The 20,528-nt window shown below is 52.4% G+C and carries 19 protein-coding genes; 15 read left to right on the top strand and 4 right to left on the bottom strand.

Going from position 1 to position 20,528, the window contains the following annotated elements:
* Positions 1-247 precede the first annotated feature (247 nt).
* The 5 genes from prmB to AB3G37_RS06760 are packed head-to-tail and all read left to right on the top strand — an operon-like array spanning position 248 to position 4,085.
* A complete protein-coding gene (gene prmB / locus AB3G37_RS06740; RefSeq protein ID WP_369790104.1) occupies positions 248-1,180 on the top strand; it encodes a 50S ribosomal protein L3 N(5)-glutamine methyltransferase in 933 nt (310 codons plus the stop codon).
* Between the two features lie 56 nt (positions 1,181-1,236).
* Positions 1,237-2,322, top strand: a complete 1,086-nt coding sequence (gene aroC / locus AB3G37_RS06745) for a chorismate synthase (RefSeq protein ID WP_369790105.1) — start codon at positions 1,237-1,239, stop codon at positions 2,320-2,322.
* A 43-nt stretch (positions 2,323-2,365) separates the two neighbouring features.
* A complete protein-coding gene (gene mepA / locus AB3G37_RS06750) occupies positions 2,366-3,202 on the top strand; it encodes a penicillin-insensitive murein endopeptidase (RefSeq protein WP_009636409.1) in 837 nt (278 codons plus the stop codon).
* A 45-nt stretch (positions 3,203-3,247) separates the two neighbouring features.
* On the top strand, positions 3,248-3,808 hold the full coding sequence (locus AB3G37_RS06755) for an elongation factor P hydroxylase (RefSeq protein ID WP_369790106.1): 561 nt from the start codon (positions 3,248-3,250) through the stop codon (positions 3,806-3,808).
* The gene (locus AB3G37_RS06760; RefSeq protein WP_009636411.1) at positions 3,798-4,085 is read left to right on the top strand and encodes a YfcL family protein; all 288 of its coding nucleotides are present in this window, start codon (positions 3,798-3,800) and stop codon (positions 4,083-4,085) included. The genes AB3G37_RS06755 and AB3G37_RS06760 overlap by 11 nt, the downstream gene beginning before the upstream one ends.
* Positions 4,086-4,159: 74 nt before the next feature.
* Here the strand turns inward: AB3G37_RS06760 and mnmC are convergent, their stop codons facing one another.
* Entirely contained in the window at positions 4,160-6,262 is a 2,103-nt protein-coding gene (mnmC, locus tag AB3G37_RS06765; RefSeq protein ID WP_369790107.1) for a bifunctional tRNA (5-methylaminomethyl-2-thiouridine)(34)-methyltransferase MnmD/FAD-dependent 5-carboxymethylaminomethyl-2-thiouridine(34) oxidoreductase MnmC, read from the bottom strand.
* Between the two features lie 169 nt (positions 6,263-6,431).
* Between mnmC and fabB the strand changes: the two genes are divergently transcribed.
* From fabB to AB3G37_RS06785, 4 genes are all read left to right on the top strand, one after another.
* On the top strand, positions 6,432-7,652 hold the full coding sequence (gene fabB, locus AB3G37_RS06770; protein WP_009636414.1) for a beta-ketoacyl-ACP synthase I: 1,221 nt from the start codon (positions 6,432-6,434) through the stop codon (positions 7,650-7,652).
* A 184-nt stretch (positions 7,653-7,836) separates the two neighbouring features.
* On the top strand, positions 7,837-8,370 hold the full coding sequence (locus AB3G37_RS06775) for a DUF2946 domain-containing protein (RefSeq protein WP_369790108.1): 534 nt from the start codon (positions 7,837-7,839) through the stop codon (positions 8,368-8,370).
* Positions 8,371-8,487: 117 nt separating this feature from the next.
* Positions 8,488-9,999, top strand: a complete 1,512-nt coding sequence (locus AB3G37_RS06780; RefSeq protein ID WP_369790109.1) for a PepSY-associated TM helix domain-containing protein — start codon at positions 8,488-8,490, stop codon at positions 9,997-9,999.
* Positions 10,000-10,151: 152 nt separating this feature from the next.
* Positions 10,152-11,270: an SLC13 family permease gene (locus AB3G37_RS06785; RefSeq protein WP_369790110.1), complete on the top strand. Its 1,119-nt coding sequence runs from the start codon at positions 10,152-10,154 to the stop codon at positions 11,268-11,270.
* Positions 11,271-11,288: 18 nt separating this feature from the next.
* On the opposite strand, the gene AB3G37_RS06790 is transcribed toward AB3G37_RS06785, so the two are convergent.
* Entirely contained in the window at positions 11,289-12,893 is a 1,605-nt protein-coding gene (locus AB3G37_RS06790) for a PLP-dependent aminotransferase family protein (RefSeq protein WP_369790111.1), read from the bottom strand.
* A gap of 112 nt (positions 12,894-13,005) precedes the next feature.
* Between AB3G37_RS06790 and AB3G37_RS06795 the strand changes: the two genes are divergently transcribed.
* Entirely contained in the window at positions 13,006-13,461 is a 456-nt protein-coding gene (locus AB3G37_RS06795) for a rhodanese-like domain-containing protein (protein WP_369790112.1), read from the top strand.
* Between the two features lie 4 nt (positions 13,462-13,465).
* Here AB3G37_RS06795 and flk read toward each other — a convergent pair whose 3' ends face one another.
* Both flk and AB3G37_RS06805 read right to left on the bottom strand, forming a co-directional pair.
* Positions 13,466-14,503 (bottom strand): flagella biosynthesis regulator Flk, encoded by a 1,038-nt coding sequence (gene flk, locus AB3G37_RS06800; protein ID WP_369790113.1) that lies wholly within the window; start codon positions 14,501-14,503, stop codon positions 13,466-13,468.
* 156 nt (positions 14,504-14,659) lie between these two features.
* Entirely contained in the window at positions 14,660-15,574 is a 915-nt protein-coding gene (locus AB3G37_RS06805) for a DMT family transporter (protein WP_009636421.1), read from the bottom strand.
* 149 nt (positions 15,575-15,723) lie between these two features.
* On the opposite strand from AB3G37_RS06805, the gene AB3G37_RS06810 reads away from it, so the two are divergent.
* The 5 genes from AB3G37_RS06810 to AB3G37_RS06830 all read left to right on the top strand — a co-directional run bounded on the left by AB3G37_RS06810 (position 15,724) and on the right by AB3G37_RS06830 (position 20,413).
* Positions 15,724-16,518 (top strand): helix-turn-helix domain-containing protein, encoded by a 795-nt coding sequence (locus tag AB3G37_RS06810; RefSeq protein WP_009636422.1) that lies wholly within the window; start codon positions 15,724-15,726, stop codon positions 16,516-16,518.
* Positions 16,519-16,652: 134 nt separating this feature from the next.
* Complete coding sequence (pdxB, locus tag AB3G37_RS06815) at positions 16,653-17,780, top strand: 4-phosphoerythronate dehydrogenase PdxB (protein ID WP_369790114.1); 1,128 nt, start codon at positions 16,653-16,655, stop codon at positions 17,778-17,780.
* Between the two features lie 103 nt (positions 17,781-17,883).
* Positions 17,884-18,894 (top strand): aspartate-semialdehyde dehydrogenase, encoded by a 1,011-nt coding sequence (locus tag AB3G37_RS06820; RefSeq protein WP_369790115.1) that lies wholly within the window; start codon positions 17,884-17,886, stop codon positions 18,892-18,894.
* Positions 18,894-19,724: a tRNA pseudouridine(38-40) synthase TruA gene (truA, locus tag AB3G37_RS06825; protein WP_369790116.1), complete on the top strand. Its 831-nt coding sequence runs from the start codon at positions 18,894-18,896 to the stop codon at positions 19,722-19,724. The genes AB3G37_RS06820 and truA overlap by 1 nt, the downstream gene beginning before the upstream one ends.
* Positions 19,725-19,744: 20 nt before the next feature.
* Positions 19,745-20,413 (top strand): DedA family protein, encoded by a 669-nt coding sequence (locus tag AB3G37_RS06830; RefSeq protein WP_009636427.1) that lies wholly within the window; start codon positions 19,745-19,747, stop codon positions 20,411-20,413.
* The last annotated feature ends 115 nt before the right edge of the window (positions 20,414-20,528 follow it).

Raw genomic sequence — 20,528 nt, forward strand, 5'->3', positions numbered from 1 at the left:
TTTCTAAATAAAACTCTTATACCTTGGGTAATTGAAGCTGTGGCCATGCTGGCTACGTTTACTCATCTCAGTCGCTTGCTTTAGTAAGTCCCCAGGATTCACGCACTTGCCGCCTTGCAATAATGCCAATTGCTTTGGGTATCGATTTGGCGGGATTATTACTGATTTGTTGCCGCCTTCGTGGCAAACTATGCGGAAATTTTATGGCTGCAACACAAGGCCACCCGCCGTACCCCAGGAGAGAAAATTGGACAAAATATTCGTCGACGAAGCCGTCAGTGAGCTGCATACCATTCAGGATATGCTGCGCTGGACCGTCAGCCGCCTGAATGCCGCTAACGTTTATTACGGCCACGGAACGGACAATCCCTGGGACGAAGCCGTACAACTCGTGCTGCCAAGCGTGTTTTTACCGCTCGACATCCCTGAAGACATGCACACCGCGCGCCTGACCTCCAGCGAGCGCCACCGTATCGTTGAACGCGTGATCCGCCGCGTTAACGAGCGTGTACCGGTGGCCTACCTGACTAACAAAGCCTGGTTCTGCGGCATGGAATTCTACGTTGACGAGCGCGTGTTGGTGCCGCGTTCGCCCATCGGCGAGTTGATCAATAACCGTTTCGCGGGCATTTTGCAGCATCAGCCTGCTCATATTTTGGATATGTGTACCGGCAGCGGCTGTATCGCAATCGCCTGTGCCTACGCATTCCCTGAAACCGAAGTCGATGCAGTTGATATCTCTGCCGATGCGTTGGCGGTGGCTGAGCGAAATATTGATACTCACTGTATCGAGCAGTGGGTCACGCCTATCCGTTCCGATTTGTTCCGCGATTTGCCACAGCTGCAATACGACCTGATTGTCACCAATCCGCCATACGTCGATGAAGATGACATGGCCGATTTACCTGACGAATATCGTCACGAGCCTGAGCTGGGTCTGGCATCGGGTTCCGATGGCCTCAAGCTGACTCGCCGTATTTTGGCCTGTGCCCCGGATTACCTGACCGATGACGGCGTGCTGATTTGTGAAGTGGGCAACAGCATGATACATCTGATGGATCAATATCCAGATGTCCCGTTCACTTGGCTGGAGTTCGAAAACGGCGGCGAAGGCGTATTTATGCTGACCAAACAGCAGCTAATCGACTGTGCCGAAAATTTCAGCATGTTCCGCAAGTAGCAGTCGTCAGAATTCTATTGATTTTAAACAGTTTAACTAATCGTTAAGGAGCCGTGATGGCAGGGAACAGTATTGGGCAGTTTTTCCGCGTCACTACTTTTGGTGAATCCCACGGTATTGCGCTGGGATGTATAATTGACGGCGTGCCTCCGGGCATTCCACTGACCGAGGCAGATATTCAGCATGACCTCGATCGCCGCCGTCCCGGCACGTCACGTTACACCACCCAGCGTCGCGAAGCCGATGAAGTGAAAATTTTGTCCGGCGTATTCGAAGGCGTGACGACTGGCACCAGCATTGGTCTGATGATCGAAAATACCGACCAGCGTTCACAGGATTACAGCGCAATCAAAGACGTATTCCGCCCTGGTCATGCCGATTATACCTATGAGCAAAAGTACGGCACTCGCGACTATCGCGGTGGCGGTCGTTCTTCTGCTCGCGAAACCGCGATGCGCGTCGCGGCCGGTGCGGTGGCAAAAAAATATCTGGCGCAGAAGTTTGGCGTGCAGGTGCGCGGATACATGTCGCAGATGGGTGATATCAACTGTGAGCTAATAGACTGGGACTTGGTCGAAACCAATCCGTTCTTTTGCCCGGATGAATCTAAGCTGGTCGCGCTCGACGAACTGATGCGCGAGCTGAAAAAGGCCGGTGATTCTATCGGTGCCAAAATAACCGTGGTGGCTGAAAACGTGCCAACGGGGCTGGGCGAGCCAGTGTTTGACCGTCTGGATGCCGACATCGCCCACGCGCTAATGAGCATCAATGCGGTGAAAGGCGTCGAAATTGGTGATGGGTTTGCCGTAGTGAACAAACGCGGTAGCGAAAACCGCGACGAAATCACGCCGCAGGGCTTTGAAAGCAACCACGCAGGCGGCATTCTTGGCGGTATCAGCAGCGGTCAGCCGATTGTGGCACACCTGGCGTTGAAACCAACATCGAGCATTACCGTGCCGGGTCGCACCATTAATCGCGAAGGCGAGCAGGTCGAGATGATCACCAAGGGGCGTCATGATCCTTGCGTTGGAATTCGCGCCGTGCCGATTGCCGAAGCGATGATGGCTATCGTGTTGATGGATCACCTGCTGCGCCAGCGAGCACAGTGCGGAGATGTCAATTCCAGCGTTCCTCGTTGGTAACGACTCGAGTAAAAACCGGTTAGCGCAGGGGTGCTTGTAAACAATGCGAATTAACAATGTTTTGATAGGGTTATTGGCTTTGGCCGCCGCGCTTCCTGCGTTAGCCGTGACGCCGTGGCAGCGAATTACCCAGCCTATCGCCGGAGCACCTCAGGCCGTGGGCAGCTATGCGAATGGCTGCCAGATTGGTGCGAAACCGCTTGCGCTCAACTCACCAGATTATCAGGTGATGCGCACGGATCAGCACCGTTTCTTCGGTCAGCCGGATCTGCTGACATTTATCAAACGCCTGTCGTCCGAGGCCAATCGCGAAGGGCTAGGCACCGTGCTGATTGGTGATATGGCGATGCCTGCGGGCGGGCGTTTCAGCAGCGGTCACGCCAGTCATCAGTCTGGTCTGGATGTGGATATCTGGCTGCAAATGCCGCGCAAACGCTGGACCGAACAACAGCTGTTAAAGCCGCAGCCGATCGATTTAGTCAGCCGTGATGGCAAAAGCATTGTTAAAAACCAGTGGCAGCCGCAAATCGAAACGCTGATTAAACTGGCGGCGCAGGATACCGACGTGGTGCGCATTTTTGTAAATCCTGCGATTAAACAGCAGCTTTGCGCCGATGCGGGTAGTTCCCGCGAGTGGTTGCACAAGGTCAGACCGTGGTTTGGTCATCGCGCACACATGCACGTTCGCCTACGTTGCCCTGTCGGCGACCACAACTGCGAAAACCAGCCACCGCCTCCTCCAGGTGACGGCTGCGGTGCCGAGCTGCAAAGCTGGTTCCTGCCGCCGAAACCGGGCAGCGGTGTTCCCGTCAAGCGCGAGCCGCCACCGTTGCCGGCTATCTGTCAGTCATTGCTCGATCACCATGCCGGTCAGCTGTAATCAGAATTTTGTATTTATCGCTTTATTTTGAGTTAGTCAGTCACTATGTCAGAGTTAATTGAAAAGCATCATTATCAGGAAGTTATTGATATTTTTGACCGCTGTTTCAGCGAGGATTTCAACACGCGTTTAATCCGCGGCGATGACGAACCGATTTATCTTCCGGCAGATGAGCAGGAAGACTACAACCGCATCGTTTTCGCACACGGTTACTATGCCAGCGCGCTACACGAGATCTCCCACTGGTGCGTGGCCGGAGCAGAAAGGCGCAAGCTAGTGGATTTCGGTTACTGGTACTGTCCGGATGGCCGCGATGCACAGACGCAAGGCGAATTTGAAAAGGTCGAAATAAAACCTCAGTCATATGAATGGATGTTCTGTGCCGCTGCGGGCTTTAACTTTAATGTGAGCTGTGACAATCTGAGCGGCGATTGCGAACCTGACCGCCTTGGTTTTCAACGTAAAGTTCGCGAAGAGGTGCTGAGGACGCTTGAAAAGGGGATACCTGAACGCCCGGCGCGCTTTATCAATGCGTTACAAGCGTATTACCACACCGCGCCGCTGAGCGCAGAGTCGTTTAAGGAAGAGGAAGAGGATGATTGCTGAATTTGAAGGGCGTATTTTCGCGCTAATTGAAGACATGGTTGAAAGCGCCACCGATGATGAGCTGTTTGCCAGCGGTTATCTGCAAGGCCATTTGACCGTTTCTGTCGCCGAGGCTGAAGCCCACGGCGAGAACACTTCCGAGCAGCTCAAGGCGCGAGTGCAGTCGAGTCTGGACAAGGCGATTCAGGCGGGAGAGCTTTCTCCGCGTGACCAGATTCTGGTTCTCGGGATGTGGGAAAACCTTTATCAAAAAGCATTGCCAGAAACCGAGCGTTAATTTTTGCATTCACTGCAAATACAGAAAAGGGCCATTACGGCCCTTTTTTACGCCCGTAGCTCGTGATTTCAGACTCAATCGAGATGAGTGACCGGGCGACCTTTGAGCAGTTTTCTGACCCACATGCGGTTAGGATTTAGCGCCGCCAGTGTCGAGGATTCTGCGGGCAGCGGCTCTCCCGCAATTTGTGCGGCCAGTATCTCAGCGGCCAGCGGTGCCGAGCTTAAGCCACGCGAACCTAAAGCGCCGAGCATAAATAAGTTGCGGTAAACCGGCGAGGGCACAACGGCCTGTTGCTGCTGCATCTGCTGCGGCAAATCAGCATAGGTAGCAAGCAGAGCATCATAATCTGGAATGCTACCAATCATCGGCAGGTGATCGCGCGTGGCGCAGCGCACACCGTTACGCGCCTTTCTCTCGCTGACGTCCACCCCCTGCGGCCACTTTTCTTGGGGCAGGCAATCGATGAGACGTTGGCGATTCTGCTGCTGGTCTTCCTCACGGTAAAGCGGACGTTGCTCGGCGCGGTGATAGCTGGCGCCAATACAGTGTTGCTGGTTAGCGGGATTAACCGGCGTCAGATAGCCGTCGTAGCATAATACTTGTTTGAGCCTGCTCAGCTGCGGGGTGGTTGGAATATGTGAAACCTGACCACTGACCGCGTAAACCGGCAGTTTCGAGGTTTGTTCAAACCCGTTGATTGCCGCGCCATTTGCCAGCACTAATGTTGCATGTATAGCCCCGTTGCCCGCGGCGAAATTTAGCTTCCAGCCAGTGTTATCGGTTTCGAGACTCTCGTTTTCGACGTTATCGATTTCAGTACCGGCGATAGCGCCAATGCGGGTCACTTGATGCTGATAATGCACCTCTAAACCCAACGATTGTGCATACTCGATAGCCTGCGCCGTTAGTTCAGCAGGGCATAACCAGCCCCCCAGCGGATAACCCACGCCGCCATGGCCGGTATCTAGCCCAACCGCTTCGCCAAACTGTGCCGCATCAAGCGCTGTTGCCAGACTATGCGGCCAATCTCCCGCCAGCATTTTGTCGATTTTGCTCTGACTCTTGTCGTCATAGGCCAATTGTGCCACGCCACACCAATCGTTATCGAATGCGAGGCCTTGTGCAGAGAAAAGAGAGTATTGACGGCGGGCAAAGGTAAAAGCGTGGGCAAAAAACTGCTCGATGGCGTCGTGTCCGCCGTTGAGCAGCGGATAAACTGCGCCTTGACGATTGCCCGAAGCGCCCTGTGCAGGCTGAGGGTCTTCGCAATACAGTGTGACCCGATAACCGCGACGCAGCAGCGCCAGCGAGAGCAGGGCGCTGGCCACGCCGCCGCCGACAATTGCCACATCCTGCGGATTATCCGCCGCCGGGCGCTGGTACCAGGGCATAGCATGCGGCGCTTTTTCAGCGATTTCTCGCCAACCGCTGAGCATCTCGCGCTTTTTGCCATGACCTTTAACCTTGCTGACGTTAAATCCGGCAGCCTGCAATCCACGCCTTACGAATCCGGCAGCGGTAAATGTGGCAAAAGTGCCTTGTGGGCGAGTCAGTCTGGCCATTGCGGCAAACAGTGGGTCGCTCCACATCTCTGGATTCTTCGAAGGGGCAAAGCCGTCGAGGAACCAGGCATCAACCTGCTGATAAAGGCTTGGATCGCTGGAAGGCAGCAGGTGAGTGACATCGCCAAACCATAAATCCAGGGTAATTCTCCCGTCATCAAGCAACAGTCGATGACAGCCAGCAAAAGGTAAAGGCCATTGTTGCCTAAGTTCTTCAGCATAAACCGCTAATTCTGGCCAATGGCAATGGGCCTTTTCCAAATCATCGACCGAAAGTGGAAATTTTTCGTAACTGATGAAATGTAATCGCTTAACCGTTGTCTGATGAAGCTGCTGTTGCGATTCCGCTGCCGTCGAGAGTTGAAACTCTTTAAAGGATTGCCAAAGAGTCAGAAAGTTTAAGCCGGTACCAAACCCGGTCTCGGCAATAATCAAAAGCGGGCGGGAATGGCTGCTAAAACGTTGTGGAAAATGATTGCCATTAAGAAACACGTGGCGGGTTTCATCCAGGCCACCCTGTTCCGAAAAGTAGATGTCATCGAACTGTCGGGAAACAGGTGTACCCTGTTCGTTCCAGCTTAATTCGGCGGGTTGGATAGCGATGTGATCCACGTAAAACTCTCTTGATTCTAGGCTGTGCGCGAAGTTTAACTGTCTGCTAGTCTGTGCGCAAATTTCAATTCTTTACACAACGAATTGCTGATCGGACTTGTTCGGCGTACAACTGTACGCTAAAGTGCTTTACGAAATCCCGAATAGTTAATAGTAAAAGAGGTATTAAATGAAACGTGCTGTGATTACTGGCCTGGGCATTATCTCGAGCATCGGTAACACCAAAGAAGAAGTTCTTGAGTCTCTGCAAACAGGGCGCTCAGGCATAACTTTTTCTAAAGAATTTGAAGATGCCGGGATGAAATGCAACGTCTGGGGTAATGTGAAACTGGACACAGCCGGTCTTATCGATCGCAAAATTGTGCGTTTCATGAGTGATGCTTCTATTTACGCTTACCTTGCGATGGAACAGGCAATTGCAGACTCAGGTCTGACTCCTGAAATGGTCTCTAACGATCGTACCGGCCTGATCGCCGGTTCTGGCGGCGGTTCTCCACGCAATCAGGTTGCTGGTTCTGACGCGATGCGCGCGACCGGCCTGAAAGGTGTTGGTCCGTTTATGGTAACTAAAGCGATGGCTTCTGGCGTGTCTGCCTGTCTGGCGACTCCGTTCAAAATCCGTGGCGTTAACTACTCCATCAGCTCCGCTTGCGCAACTTCTGCACACTGCATTGGAAACGCTTACGAAATGATTCAGCTCGGCAAGCAGGACGTAGTCTTTGCTGGCGGCGGTGAAGAGCTTTCGTGGGAAATGGCTTGCGAATTCGACGCCATGGGCGCGATGTCACGCAAGTACAATGACAATCCTTCAAAAGCTTCCCGTACCTATGACACCGAGCGTGACGGTTTCGTTATCGCAGGCGGCGGCGGTATGGTTGTCGTTGAAGAGCTGGAGCATGCATTGGCTCGCGGCGCGCACATCTACGCTGAAATCATCGGCTATGGTGCCACCTCAGACGGCGCTGACATGGTCGCTCCTTCTGGTGAAGGCGCGGTACGTTGCATGAAGATGGCGATGCAGGGCGTTGACACCCCAATCGACTACCTGAACGTACACGGTACTTCTACGCCAATCGGCGACAAGAAAGAGATCGGTGCAGTTCGCGAAGTCTTCGGTGAAAATACTCCGGCCATCTCTTCTACCAAAGCCATGACCGGTCACTCACTGGGTGCCGCAGGCGTTCAGGAAGCGATTTACACGCTGCTGATGGCTGAAAACAACTTTATTGCTCCGAGCATTAACATCGAAAACCTCGATGAAGACGTTGTTGGCGCAAACATTATTACCGAACCAACCAAGCGTGAGCTGACTACTGTCATGTCAAACAGCTTCGGTTTTGGTGGCACCAACGCTACTCTGGTGATGCGTAAGATGCCTAACGACCGTTAATTGTCATCGCTGACATAACGTAAGTTAAAACTTCTCCAAGCCCGCCTCGCTGCGGGCTTTGTTTTATCCGTAAATCGCTGTAGCCTGAAGTGTATAATATCCATCCCTTTTTCCTCTGCAATTCATCAACATTTCATATACAATCTCACGCGTCCAGCATCCCAATCGTTTAATGATTTCAAACATGACGGCTTCACTTAATCAGATAGCTCATTCACGTCTTCGCTTTCCTGCCTGGTTGGGCATTTTCGCGATCCTGATGCTATTTGTTGCGCCGATTGTGTCGAAAACGCTGGTGGCGCAGGGCGTGCCAATGCCGATGATGGCCGGTATGGATATGTCTGAGATGGGGTCGCCATCAATAAATACATCATCGATAAATATGCTATCGACTGACGATATGTCATCAATGAATATGTCAGCCTTGGCTGAGTCTGATCACGTTAGGCATGATAAATCGACAACTGCGGACTCATCCTCGCCTGCAACCATGTCAGCCAGCGACATGATGGACGCCGCCTGTGGCTACTGTGTGCTGTTGATGCACCTGCCGCTGCTGGCGATGCTGATGCTGCCAATGCTGTGGTCGCGGGCCATTGTTGTTCGACCTTCGCCACCGCGGGCCATTGCCTGCCCAGCCTCGGCGCTAATCTTTAAAGATTCTCAGCCTCGCGCACCGCCTGTCCTTGCCTCAGTGGTTTTACCTTTCAAAGCGTAATCCACACTGAAGTCATAAAAAATCTGCTTTCTACAACATAAGCTGCTGTCGGCGAGATTTAATTCGTCCGACCGCGAAGCTATTGATTTTTATGCTGATAAGTTCAGGACTTTTTCTATGAGTTATTCTGCAAGCCGCGAGTATTCCCGTGGTGAACCCGCCAGCAAAGCCGCGGCATTGGCTTTACTCAAGCGCATCCATTTTTACATTGGTTTATTCGTTGGACCTTTTATCTTTATTGCTGCATTAACTGGCGTGCTGTATGTCACAACGCCGCAGATTGAGAATAAAATTTATGCCGATCAGCTGTTTACCTCATCTATTGGCGATGCACAGCCCCTTTCTCGACAGATAGATTCGGCCAGAGCCGTGGTCGGGGAAAAGGCGGAGATCTACGCCATCCGCCCGGCTCCCACCAAGGGTGAAACCACCCGAGTGCAGTTTGCCGAGCCGGGATTAGGGGCTTCAAAAAGCCGGGCAATTTTTGTCGATCCGGTGACACTCGACGTGAAGGGCAGTCTGGTGGTGTACGGCACCAGCGGTGTTTTGCCGTTTCGAACCTGGCTGGATGACTTGCATCGGGGCTTATTGCTTGGCGATATAGGTCGAAATTACAGTGAGTTAGCTGCCTCATGGCTGTGGATTGCTACGCTTGGCGGTATATTGCTGTGGGCCTTGACTCCCTCTGCCAACAAGCCGGTGCGCAAAGTGACTAAGCAGGGCGCGCGCCTGCGACGCGGGCGTTTATGGCATACCTCGCTGGGGCTGATTTTACTGGGCGGGCTGCTGTTTTTCTCTGCCACTGGCCTAACCTGGTCGCAGTGGGCAGGGAATAATATTGGCGTTTTGCGCACCGAAATGGGCTGGCTTACCCCCTCGGTCAACACGCAGCTAAGCCAGGAAAAACCCGCGCAGCCGGTCGACGAGCATGCCGAACATCGTGGGTCTTCCATGATGGGAATGGGCGCGATGAAAATGGCGATGCCGGACATGCCCGAAATGAGCAGCGATATGCCGCTAAACAAACACTCCGCGACCTCGGTGGACGTTAACTCCGTAACTTTTGATGGTGTCGTTGCTGCGGCGCGTCAGGCTGGTATTGACGCGACCAAAATCGAGATTCGCCCTGCTTATCGCCCAGATAAGGCATGGACCGTCAGTGAAATTGATCGCAGCTGGCCAACGCAGGTAGATGCAGTGTCGGTGGATCCGCACAGTTTCAGCATTGTCGATCACGTTTATTTCGCTAAATTTCCCTTGCTTGCCAAGCTGACGCGTTGGGGCGTTGACGCCCACATGGGCGTGCTGTTTGGCGTATGGAATCAGGTCGCTTTAGTCTTCTTTGGGCTCGGTACCTGCGCGCTAATTGCCTGGGGATACGTGCTGTGGTGGCAACGCCGGCCAAAAATGCCCGCTTCGCGCAGCCCTTCAACCACGCTTGTTCAAACCTGGCGTGCGTTGCCAATGTTACTGCGCTGGCTTTTTCTGGCCTTGGTAGTGGCGCTGGCTTTCAGCCTGCCGGTAATGGGCGTGAGTTTATTGCTGTTTTTGACCGTGGACCAGTTGCGCTGGCTTTTGCAGGCCAGAGCAACTAAATCACAGACGATAACCTCGGCAGGGCAGTCGTAAAAACTGCGCTGAAAAGGCGCAATGGTTGCGCCTTTTTTTCTCTTTTCTGCGAGATATCGCGGAGAGTTGAGCGCCTGCTCTGGCGAAAAGCATGGCTGTAGGGTAACGTCGGCAAATCATTTATCGGTCCTTGAATTTGCGGTATTTTTCTTATGACTAAAACGCTGGGTGTGCTGTTTCGTCCTTTTTTGCATGACCGATTTTTACATATTCTTTTGCTGCTTTGTATTGGGCTGAGCCTGTTTCAGCCCGGCAAGGTGACTCAGTTTGTCGATTTCGTGGATTGGAACACTATCGTTACCCTGTTAGGTCTATTGATGCTGACCAAGGGCGTTGAAATTAGTGGTTATTTTGATTTTGTCGGCCGCAAGATGATTAACGCGCTCGACAATGAGCGCTGGCTGGCACTGTTTCTGGTCACGGCGGCAGCAGTGCTTTCGACTTTTATGACCAACGATGTGGCGCTGTTTATTGTGGTCCCGCTCACCATTACGCTGAAGAAACTCACGGCTTTACCTGTGAATCGACTGATCATTTTTGAGGCGTTGGCGGTTAACGCAGGTTCTTTGCTGACACCCGTGGGCAATCCGCAAAATATTCTGCTGTGGAATCGTTCGGGGCAATCGTTTATCCATTTTATTGCACAGATGACACCGCTGGCGTTGGTCACCATGTTGGCGTTGTTAGTCGTCACCTGGATAAGCTTTCCATCTTTGACGCTGCAAAAAAAGGAGCAGCAGCAAAGTAGCGGCTTTAGTAAACGGCTGCTGGTTGCCTGCGTGGTGCTCTACTTGCTGTTTATTGTCTGCGTTGATTTTGGACTGGCGATGTATGGTTTGGCGGCAGTGTTTATTGGTTTTCTATTACTTTCACGACAGGTATTACTGCGCATTGACTGGCCGCTAATCCTGGTTTTTATCGCCATGTTTGTGGATGTTCGGCTGATTGTCAGTCTTGGGCCGTTGCAGCAGGCTTTTGCCAGTATCGCAGGTCTGCCGGAATACGGGCATTACCTGCTGGGATTGGGGCTTTCTCAGGTAATTAGCAACGTTCCAGCCACTATTTTGTTGGTTAACTATGTTCCGGCCAATACGCTGTTGGCCTATGCCGTTAATGCCGGAGGCTTTGGATTGGCAATCGGCTCACTGGCTAATCTCATCGCACTGCGCATGTCTGGGGATAAGGGGATCTGGCTGACCTTTCACTACTACTCGTTCCCGTTTTTAATTTTTAGCGGTGGGACAGGCTGGGTGTTGCTAAAGCTGCTTTAACGAATCTTGAAAAGATGATTATTTATCATGGCCTAAATGCTGTTGCATCAATGCCAAACGGTCAACGGCGGCTGTGATTTCTGGCGGAGTCAGGGCCGAAAATCCGAGCAACCAACCGTCGCGTGGTGTGTCGGTAATATCTTGAGCCGACAGGTAAAGCGGTGACAGCGGCGGAGTGATTACTCCAAATCGATGCGCCTGCCGGGTTAATTCGGCCTCTTGCCCGCTGGGCAACTTCACCGCCAACTGCAAGCCCCCCGCTGTTGGCAGAGGATCAACCCAGCTACCCAGCTTGTCGTTTATTTGTTCAAGCAGATGATCGCGGCGGCGTTGATAAAGCTGTCGCATATAGCGCAGGTGAGCGGCGAAATGTCCTTGCTGGATAAACTCGGCGGTGACTGCCTGCATTAGCTGGGCAGAATGCCCGTCATATACTGTGCGCAGCTGAATTATGGGTTCAACCAGGCTTGGTGGCAGCACCATATATGCCAGTCGTAAAGAAGGAAACAACACCTTGGAAAAGGTGCCGACGTAAATGACTCGCTGGTGGTGATCAAGCCCTTGCATGGCAGGCAGCGGGCGGCCGTCGTAATGTAATTCGCTGTCGTAGTCATCTTCAATGATCCAGCTTTGATTGAATCTGGCGTACTCAAGCATGGCAATACGTCGCGACAAGCTCATGCTGACACCGGTCGGATATTGGTGCGAGGGAGTCAGATAAATCAGTCGCGGAATGGGCAGGTTGGCATCAAGGTTCATTCCTTGCGGGTCAACCGGCACGGCGTGAATGGTGGCTCCGGCGCTGGTAAACGCGTTTCGCGCCCCGAGATAACCCGGCTCCTCAAGCCACAATGGGTCGCCATTATCAATCAGCAGCGTGGCAAGCAGCTGTAAAGATTGCTGCGAGCTGGTGGTGACGACGATTTGCGCCGCATGGCAGGCAACTCCACGTGACTGCTGCAAATATCCGGCGATAGCCTCGCGCAGTGGAAGATACCCCTGTGGATCGCCGTAGCCGAGCAGCTTTTCGCCCTTAAGCCTTAAGCTTTTGTTGGTCAGTTGGCGCCAAAGTTTGAGCGGGAAAACGCGTAGATCGGGAGAACCTGCAGCAAACGGCAGCGGAGTAAGCGGCTCTTTGCATCCTCCGGTGGCAATAATAGCGGCACCTCGCGCGGATAGCACCACCGGCGGATTAGCCTCGCTGTAGCGAGCGTGGTTATTAAGCGTTTTTGCTTTGCTCGAGACTTTGGGCATTGCCGCTATGGCTGCACCGACACTGACAAATGTTCCTTTACCCACATGGCGAGTGATATAACCCTCGGCCTCAATTTGGCCATAAGCCGCCTCAACGGTGATGCGCGAGATGCCAAGGTCGGCCGCCAACAGGCGTGAAGAGGGCAGGCGTTGCAGTGGTGCCAGCGCACCTTGTCCAATAGCTAGCCTAAGCGCAGCGCAGAGTCTGTCGCGCAGTGAAAACAACGGTGCTTCAGACTGTTCAAACAGCTGAATAAGCGCACCGTATTGTTTTTTAGCCGCAACCAAATTTTTTTCGCTCAAAATGGGTCTTATAGTTTTAATTAAATTGGTATCAATTATAAGACCAAAAAGCGGCAAGATATGCATCTCCACCGCAGAAATTGATCTGTTCAGGTTGAGAATAAATACGCGAAGCCTTGAATAATTTAATCAACAGGGCTTACAACAGCATTGAATTACAATCGATTAGGAGAAACCGATGCAGCCACAGTCAAGAGTTCTGGCTTTTCCACCGCCGTCGCCAAACGTTAGCGAGCAGTACCTGCACGCAAAATTGAGTTTTTATACCGATGCCTGGGACGTGGCCGAGGATCTTCGCTTGCAGGTTAGCGAGATTGTGGTCATCGATACCCGTGCAGAGTCGCTGTATCAGGCTGGACACATTCCGGGTGCCGTGAGTTTTCCCCATCGCTTGATGGATGAAGCGAGCACTGCCGCGCTGGATCGTGACAAGGTCTATGTCACTTATTGTGACGGAATCGGCTGCAACGGCTCAACGCAGGGCGCGTATAAGTTGGCCAGATTGGGATTCCGGGTCAAGGAGCTGATTGGCGGATTGGATTTCTGGATACGCGATGGGCATCCATTGGCTAAAGGCGATGAGGCCGGGGTTTATCCGGCCGCTTGGCATTCACAGGACTGCGGCTGCGAGTAAAGACTTAAACCACTAACCACAACACGAGAGCCAGAAGAACGAGCAGGATAACGGTGATCCACACGCCGCTTTTTGGCTGCATTGCAGCAGGTAGCATTGCCACAAACGGGTTGCCGCGAGATTCACTGCGCGAGATTCGGGTCGATTTTTCTTCGACGCGATAATTGCGAGTGGGGCGGTCAACGCGCTGGTTGAAGAGTACGCTGATCAGAGTGTTGACTTGCCCCGGTAACAGTGGAGTGTCCGGCGTTGCATGGAAATTAGTGGCAACATAATCTTTCAGGCGGTGCAGTTCCAGCTCGCTCGCAGGCTGTTTTAGCACGCCCAGCAATGAGGCGAGCGTGGGCGTAGTTTGCTGGCTGATGGTAATTCTCACCTGCGCAAACTGCGTTAGCAGCTGGAAATGTTTCGCTGGAATGGGGTCTCCCACTTTAACGCCGACCATAACAAACAGGTCGTGCCAGATTTTTGTCGGCGCTTCACCGGTTGCCGCGCTGAGTTTGGTCACTGACTGTTGCAGGCTATTGTGTTCGGCGGGCAGCAAAGGTCGGTCCATCACGGCAGTTTGCTGTGGCTGAGGGATAGTCATTTCACGCGACTGAATCAGCAACAACACTTTCTCAAGCTGCTCGTGGCTCAGTTGGCTAAGCACGGTGTGGCCAAAGTTTTGACGAATAAAATCGCTTACCGCCTGCCGATTGTTACCCTGCGGCAAAAGCTCGGTCAGCTGTTGCATCAATTGGCGCGTCGCATGGCTGTTCTGAGCCTGATGTAGTTTGGCCAACAGTAAAGTTTCAGCCTGACTATATTGGCTGGCGCTGATTTCTGCATCGTGAGGTAAGGCAAGATCGTGCCGCAAGTTGGCCCAAATCTCAGCGGATTTCATGGCAGTCAATACCATGAGTTTAACAATCAGCTTTTCCAGAGTGGTGCGCTGAGCAGGAGTAAGAGGGTGATTTTCACCTGCTCCGGCAGGGACTGTTTGGCCATCAGTCTGTTCCCGATTGTTGTCATCGGGTGAGCGGCCACTCAAAGGTTGCATATTACCAGTCCTTGCTAAGAGGTTTTATCTCCCACCGATGAAATTGGCGGGCAGATAGGAGTGTTAATCACGGCGTCAAACGCACAAGGCCGACATCATACAGATAAAACCCGGTAATCGACACCGTGATTGCCTCTATAGCAGAGATTCTTTCCGTTAATTTTCCTGCTTATTCTCGACCAGAGTGGCAGGTCGGCGGCGTCCATACAGTGGTGTGCGTAGCCTCTGCGCCAGAACCACGCCAAACAGGGTAATTCCGCCGCCTATCAGGTGGTAATTTTGCAGTTGCTCATGCAGGAAAATCACTGCGACGATAGCGGTGAAAATCGGCGTCAGGTTCATAAAAATAGTGGCCAGGTTCGCGCCGAGATGCTGAACGCCTTTGATCCACAAAAATGGCGCGATGATCGATGCCGGTATCCCGGCAAACAGCACCAGAGGGATGTTGTGCGCAGTTAATTCTACATTACTGGCCATCAGGAAATTAGGCACTAGCATCACAACGCCAAAAATAATCTGGATATAAAGCGATTGCCAGTTTGGAACCGGAATCGCCCAGCGCTTGGTCAGCACACCGTAGAGAGCATAGGACGACGAAGCGGCAAACATCATCACTTCCCCGGTGCCAATGCCTTGTTGCAACAGCAGCCCCGGATGGCCGGAACTGACCAGCCAAATCAGTCCACCCAAGGAAATCAAACTACCTAAGGCAATGCCGACAGTCGGCACCACGGAAAGGACCACCAGGCTTATCAACACGGTAAGCAGCGGAATTAAAGAGGCGATGATCCCCATAAACAGCGCGCTGACGCTGTGGGCTGCGTAGTAAGCCAAGCTTTGGTAAAGCACCATGCCCAGCAGTCCGAGGATCATAAACTTCCACCAATATTTCTTGATTTCGACCCGATTACGCCAAACGCCCGGCAAAATAAACGGCGTCAGGGTGACCAGCGCCAGCAGCCAGCGATAAAAAGAAATGGCGGCGGGATCAATAGCACCGGCCGCGGCCTTACTGACCACGGCATTTAATGACCAGATCAACACCGCGAAGAGAGGGAAAAGGAGATTCATGAGTTCCATCCAGAATAAATTGTCCGGCTAGTGTAGTGCTGTCTGATTTGTTATATATACCGATAATCCGACATCTTTACGCATTAATCAGCCAACCTGCTGCATTGTTTAATTAGGCATTGTGGAAAGGCAGAATTACCGGAAAAAATATGACCTCTTTACGGCGCGGACGCACAACACCCAATACTTTTCCACTTTCGACACTGATACCTGAAACCCTGCTCTTTCGGGGTGAAACCGTCAGCGCCAATACTGAGTATGCTACTCATTCGCACCCTTGGAGCCAGATTATCTGCGTAAAATCAGGCGTGTTGACGATGGAGGTGTCGGGCCAGCGTTATCTGGCACCGCCAGAATTCGCTTTTTGGCTGCCCGCCGGTACGGAACACTCGAGCTACAATCGTAAAACCACTCGCTTTTACGCCATTGATATTGCGAACAGTTTTGATAAAGATTTGCCGAAAACTGCCTGCCTGCTGAATCTTACGCCAGTCTTTAATGCCATTGCCGAAGACTGTTTCTCGCGCAATTTGTCGGTGCCCCAAACCGCGGCCGACATGCGTTTGTGCCAGGTATTGCTGGATCAAATCGCTATTTGCCCGCGCCTGAGTACCTATCTGCCAGGATCGCAGGACAAATTGCTGGCCCCGGTATTGTCGGCGCTGGAAAAGGACCCGGCGAATAATCAGTCGTTGGCCGAATGGGCGAAGCAGGTTTATACCTCTGAACGCACTTTATCGCGCCGCTGTCAGCAACAACTGGGCATGGCGTTCAGCGAATGGCGGCAAAGATTGCGTTTTCTTCACGCGATTTCACTGCTTGAGCAGGGTAAAAGCGTCGGCGAGGTCGCGCTGGATGTCGGCTACAGCTCGTCATCCGCGTTTATTGCCATGTTTGTGCAAATTGCTGGTACTACGCCGCAGCGTTTTCGCACTGAACAATAAGGGAATAAAGAATAGTTTGATTCACCAAAGCCTTTGTAAATCGCTGAGCAGCTATTGGGTATAACTAGCCCGCGAGCTATGGCAAAATGGCCGCCGATATTTTTCTATTTTTAGCATGGCAAGCGGAGACAAGCGTGAAAATCCTGGTTGATGAAAATATGCCTTATGCGGTCGAGCTGTTCAGCCGATTGGGTGAAGTTCAGGCCGTTCCCGGTCGTCCGATCCCTAAAGAAGCACTGGCATCTGCAGATGCGCTGATGGTGCGCTCGGTTACAAAGGTTAATGAAAGTTTGCTCAGCGATACGCCGGTCAAGTTTGTCGGTACCGCAACGGCTGGCACCGATCACGTTGATGATGGCTGGCTGCAACAGGCCGGTATTGGTTTCTCTGCAGCGCCTGGCTGTAATGCTATTGCCGTGGTGGAATACGTCTTCTCTTCGCTATTGATTTTGGCCCAGCGCGACGGTTTCTCTCTGCGCGATAAAACCATTGGTATTGTCGGCGTGGGTAATGTTGGCTCTCGTCTTAATGCTCGCCTGACTGCTCTGGGTATCCGCACGCTGCTGTGCGATCCTCCACGCGCGGCCCGTGATACCAGCGAAACCTTCTGCTCAATTGATAAGATAGTGGCTGAAGCCGATATTCTGACTTTCCACACCCCGTTGAACCCGTCTGGCCCGGATAAAACTCTTCATCTGGTTGATGCGGCGATGCTCGAAGCTTTAAAGCCGGGCGCAATCCTAATCAACGCTTGCCGTGGCGAGGTTGTAGATAACGCAGCGTTGCTGAACGCGCTTAACGGCGAGAAGAAACTTACCGCCGTGCTCGACGTGTGGGAGCCGGAGCCGGATCTCAATCTGGCGCTGCTGGACAAGGTGGCTATCGGCACTGCACACATTGCCGGTTACAGCCTTGAAGGCAAGGCGCGCGGCACCACGCAGGTGTTCGAAGCCTACAGCCAGTTTATCGGCCAGCCGCAGCAAGTGCCTTTGGCCAGCCTGCTTCCTGCGCCAGAGTTTGCCGAGGTTTCTCTGGCCGGTGAGTTGACCGAAGCGAAACTGCTTCGACTGGCGCACTTAGTGTATGATGTGCGCCGCGATGATGCGCCGCTGAGAAGAGTGGCGGGTAAAAGCGGTGAGTTTGACCGCCTGCGCAAGTTTTATGAAGAGCGCCGCGAGTGGTCTTCGCTGCTGGTGCACTGTGATAATCAGGGCACGGCAGACCTGCTGAAAAAACTCGGCTTTAATAGCGACGTAGCCTAAGTTTCTCATAATTATTGTTCGTTATACTGTCGTATAAAATTTGAGGGCGGGTTAATCCCCGCCCCTTTTAGTCTGTAGTCTGAAATTTCTGGAGAATACCAACATGTCTGATGGCTGGAATATTGCGCTGCTTGGCGCCACTGGTGCTGTAGGTGACGCGCTGCTGGAGCTGCTGTCTGAACGTCAGTTCCCGGTTGGTGAGCTTTTCCCGCTGGCGAGTGAGCGCACCGCCGGACAAACTATTCGTTACAACGGCAAAAGCATTCTGGTTCGCGATGTGGCCGATTTCGACTGGTCTCAAGTGCAGCTGGCGTTCTTTGTTGCCGGTAAAGAAGCCTCGGAGAAATATGCCGAAGAAGCGGCTAATCAAGGTTGTCTGGTGATCGACAGCAGCGGTCTGTTCGCCATGGAAAACGATATTCCGCTGGTGGTGCCGGGGGTGAATCCTGACGTGCTCGCACATTATCGAAACCGCAATATTGTTGCCGTAGCCGACAGCCTGACCAGCCAGCTGCTCACCGCCATCAAACCGCTGACTGAGCTGGCCGGGTTGTCGCGTTTGCACGTTACCTCTCTGTTGTCGGTATCCGCGCTGGGGAAAGCGGCAGTTGACGATCTGGCCGGGCAAAGTGCGCGCCTGCTCAACGGCATTCCGGCCGAAGAAGGTATTTTCAGCAAACAGCTGGCCTTTAATCTGCTACCGCTGCTTAACGACAGCGAAGGCAGCGTGCTTGAAGAGCGGCGCCTTGTGGATCAGGTGCGTAAAGTGGTACAGGACGACGGTTTGCCAATCTCCGTCAGTTGCGTACAGTCGCCGGTATTTTACGGCCATGCGCAGGTTGTCCACCTTGAAGGCCTGCGTCCACTGTCTGCCGAAGAAGCCCGCACCGAGCTGGAACAGGCCGACGATATCAATGTCAGCGAGGAAGACGATTTCCCGACTCAGGTCAGTGATGCTTCCGGTAATGCCTCATTGAGCATCGGTTGTATCCGCAACGATTACGGTATTCCCGAGCTGATTCAGTTCTGGTCGGTGGCCGATAACGTGCGTTTTGGTGGCGCGCTGATGGCCGTTGAAACGGCTGAAAAACTGATCCAGGAGTATTGGTACTAATGTCTGAGCAGGAACTCTCCGAGCAGCGCCCGCCAGTAATTGCCGAGCGCATTGCTTTGGGAATCGAGTATGACGGCAGTCAATATTATGGTTGGCAGCGTCAGCAAAATGTAAGCAGCGTTCAAGAATGTCTGGAAAAAGCACTAAGCCGCGTGGCCGATACGCCTATCACCGTGCAGTGTGCGGGTCGAACCGACGCGGGCGTGAGTGCCACCGGGCAAGTTGTACATTTCGACACGCCGGTTGTTCGTAAAGATGCTGCGTGGACTATGGGCGTGAATACGCATCTGCCAAAAGACATTGCGGTGCGCTGGGTCAGTCACGTTGCCGACGATTTTCACGCGCGTTTTACCGCCACGGCGCGTCGTTATCGCTATGTAATTTACAATCACCGCTACCGCCCCGGCATCCTCAGTCATGGAATAACTCACGTCCATATGCCTTTGGATGTTGAAAAAATGCAGCGCGCAGGGCAATGTTTGCTGGGCGAAAATGACTTTACTTCATTTCGCGCCGTTCAATGTCAGTCGAGAACGCCCTGGCGTTTTATGATCCATCTGAACGTGAGTCGTTTTGGACATTATGTGGTGGTTGATATCAAGGCCAATGCCTTTGTTCACCATATGGTGCGAAATATTGTTGGCAGTCTGGTTGAAGTTGGCGCTGGTAACCAGCCAGAAAGCTGGATGGCAGAACTGTTGGCGGTAAAAAATCGTAATCTTGCCGCTGCTACCGCAAAGGCGGAAGGTTTATATCTTGTTGGCGTTGATTATCCAGAGAAGTTTGCTTTACCTAAAGTAACTCTGGGCCCGCTGTTTCTTGCCGATTAAAGGACATTTGAGGTAACACCATGGAATTCATCCATTATATCGTTGATTTTATCCTGCATATTGATGTGCATCTCACCGAACTGGTCGCTAATTATGGCGTCTGGGTTTATGCCATTTTGTTCTTGATACTATTTTGCGAAACCGGATTGGTGGTTACGCCGTTCCTGCCGGGTGATTCTTTGCTGTTTGTTGCCGGTGCGCTGGCAGCACTGCCTTCCAACAGTCTGGATGTTCATTTGATGGCATTCTTGATGGTGGTTGCTGCGGTAGCGGGTGATGCGGTTAACTACACAGTCGGGCGTTTGTTTGGTGCAAAACTGTTCGCAAATCCAAACTCTAAGATTTTTCGCAGGAGTTATTTAGAACAAACGCACAAGTTTTACGAGAAACACGGCGGCAAAACCATTATTCTTGCGCGCTTTGTCCCAATTGTTCGTACTTTTGCACCGTTTGTTGCCGGCATGGGGCGTATGTCTTATCGACAGTTTGCTACCTATAACGTGATCGGCGCGCTATTTTGGGTGCTGTTATTGACTTACGCTGGCTACCTTTTTGGCAACGTGCCATTTGTGCAGAACAATTTGAAATTCGTGATTGTCGCAATTATCGTTGTCTCTGTTTTGCCAGCAATTATTGAGGTGATCCGTCACCGTAAAACCGCTGGCAAAGCTGGAGAGCGACCAAACTGACAGGCAGGGGAATCCTTGTAATCAGGGCGAATTATTAAAATTAAAGGCATTAAACCAAAGGGTAAGACCAGTTTTTTATCTACAGTCTTCGACTGTTATGGTTTAATGAGCGACA

The sequence above is a fragment of the Rouxiella sp. WC2420 genome (genome assembly GCF_041200025.1).
Taxonomy (GTDB): Bacteria; Pseudomonadota; Gammaproteobacteria; order Enterobacterales; family Enterobacteriaceae; genus Rouxiella.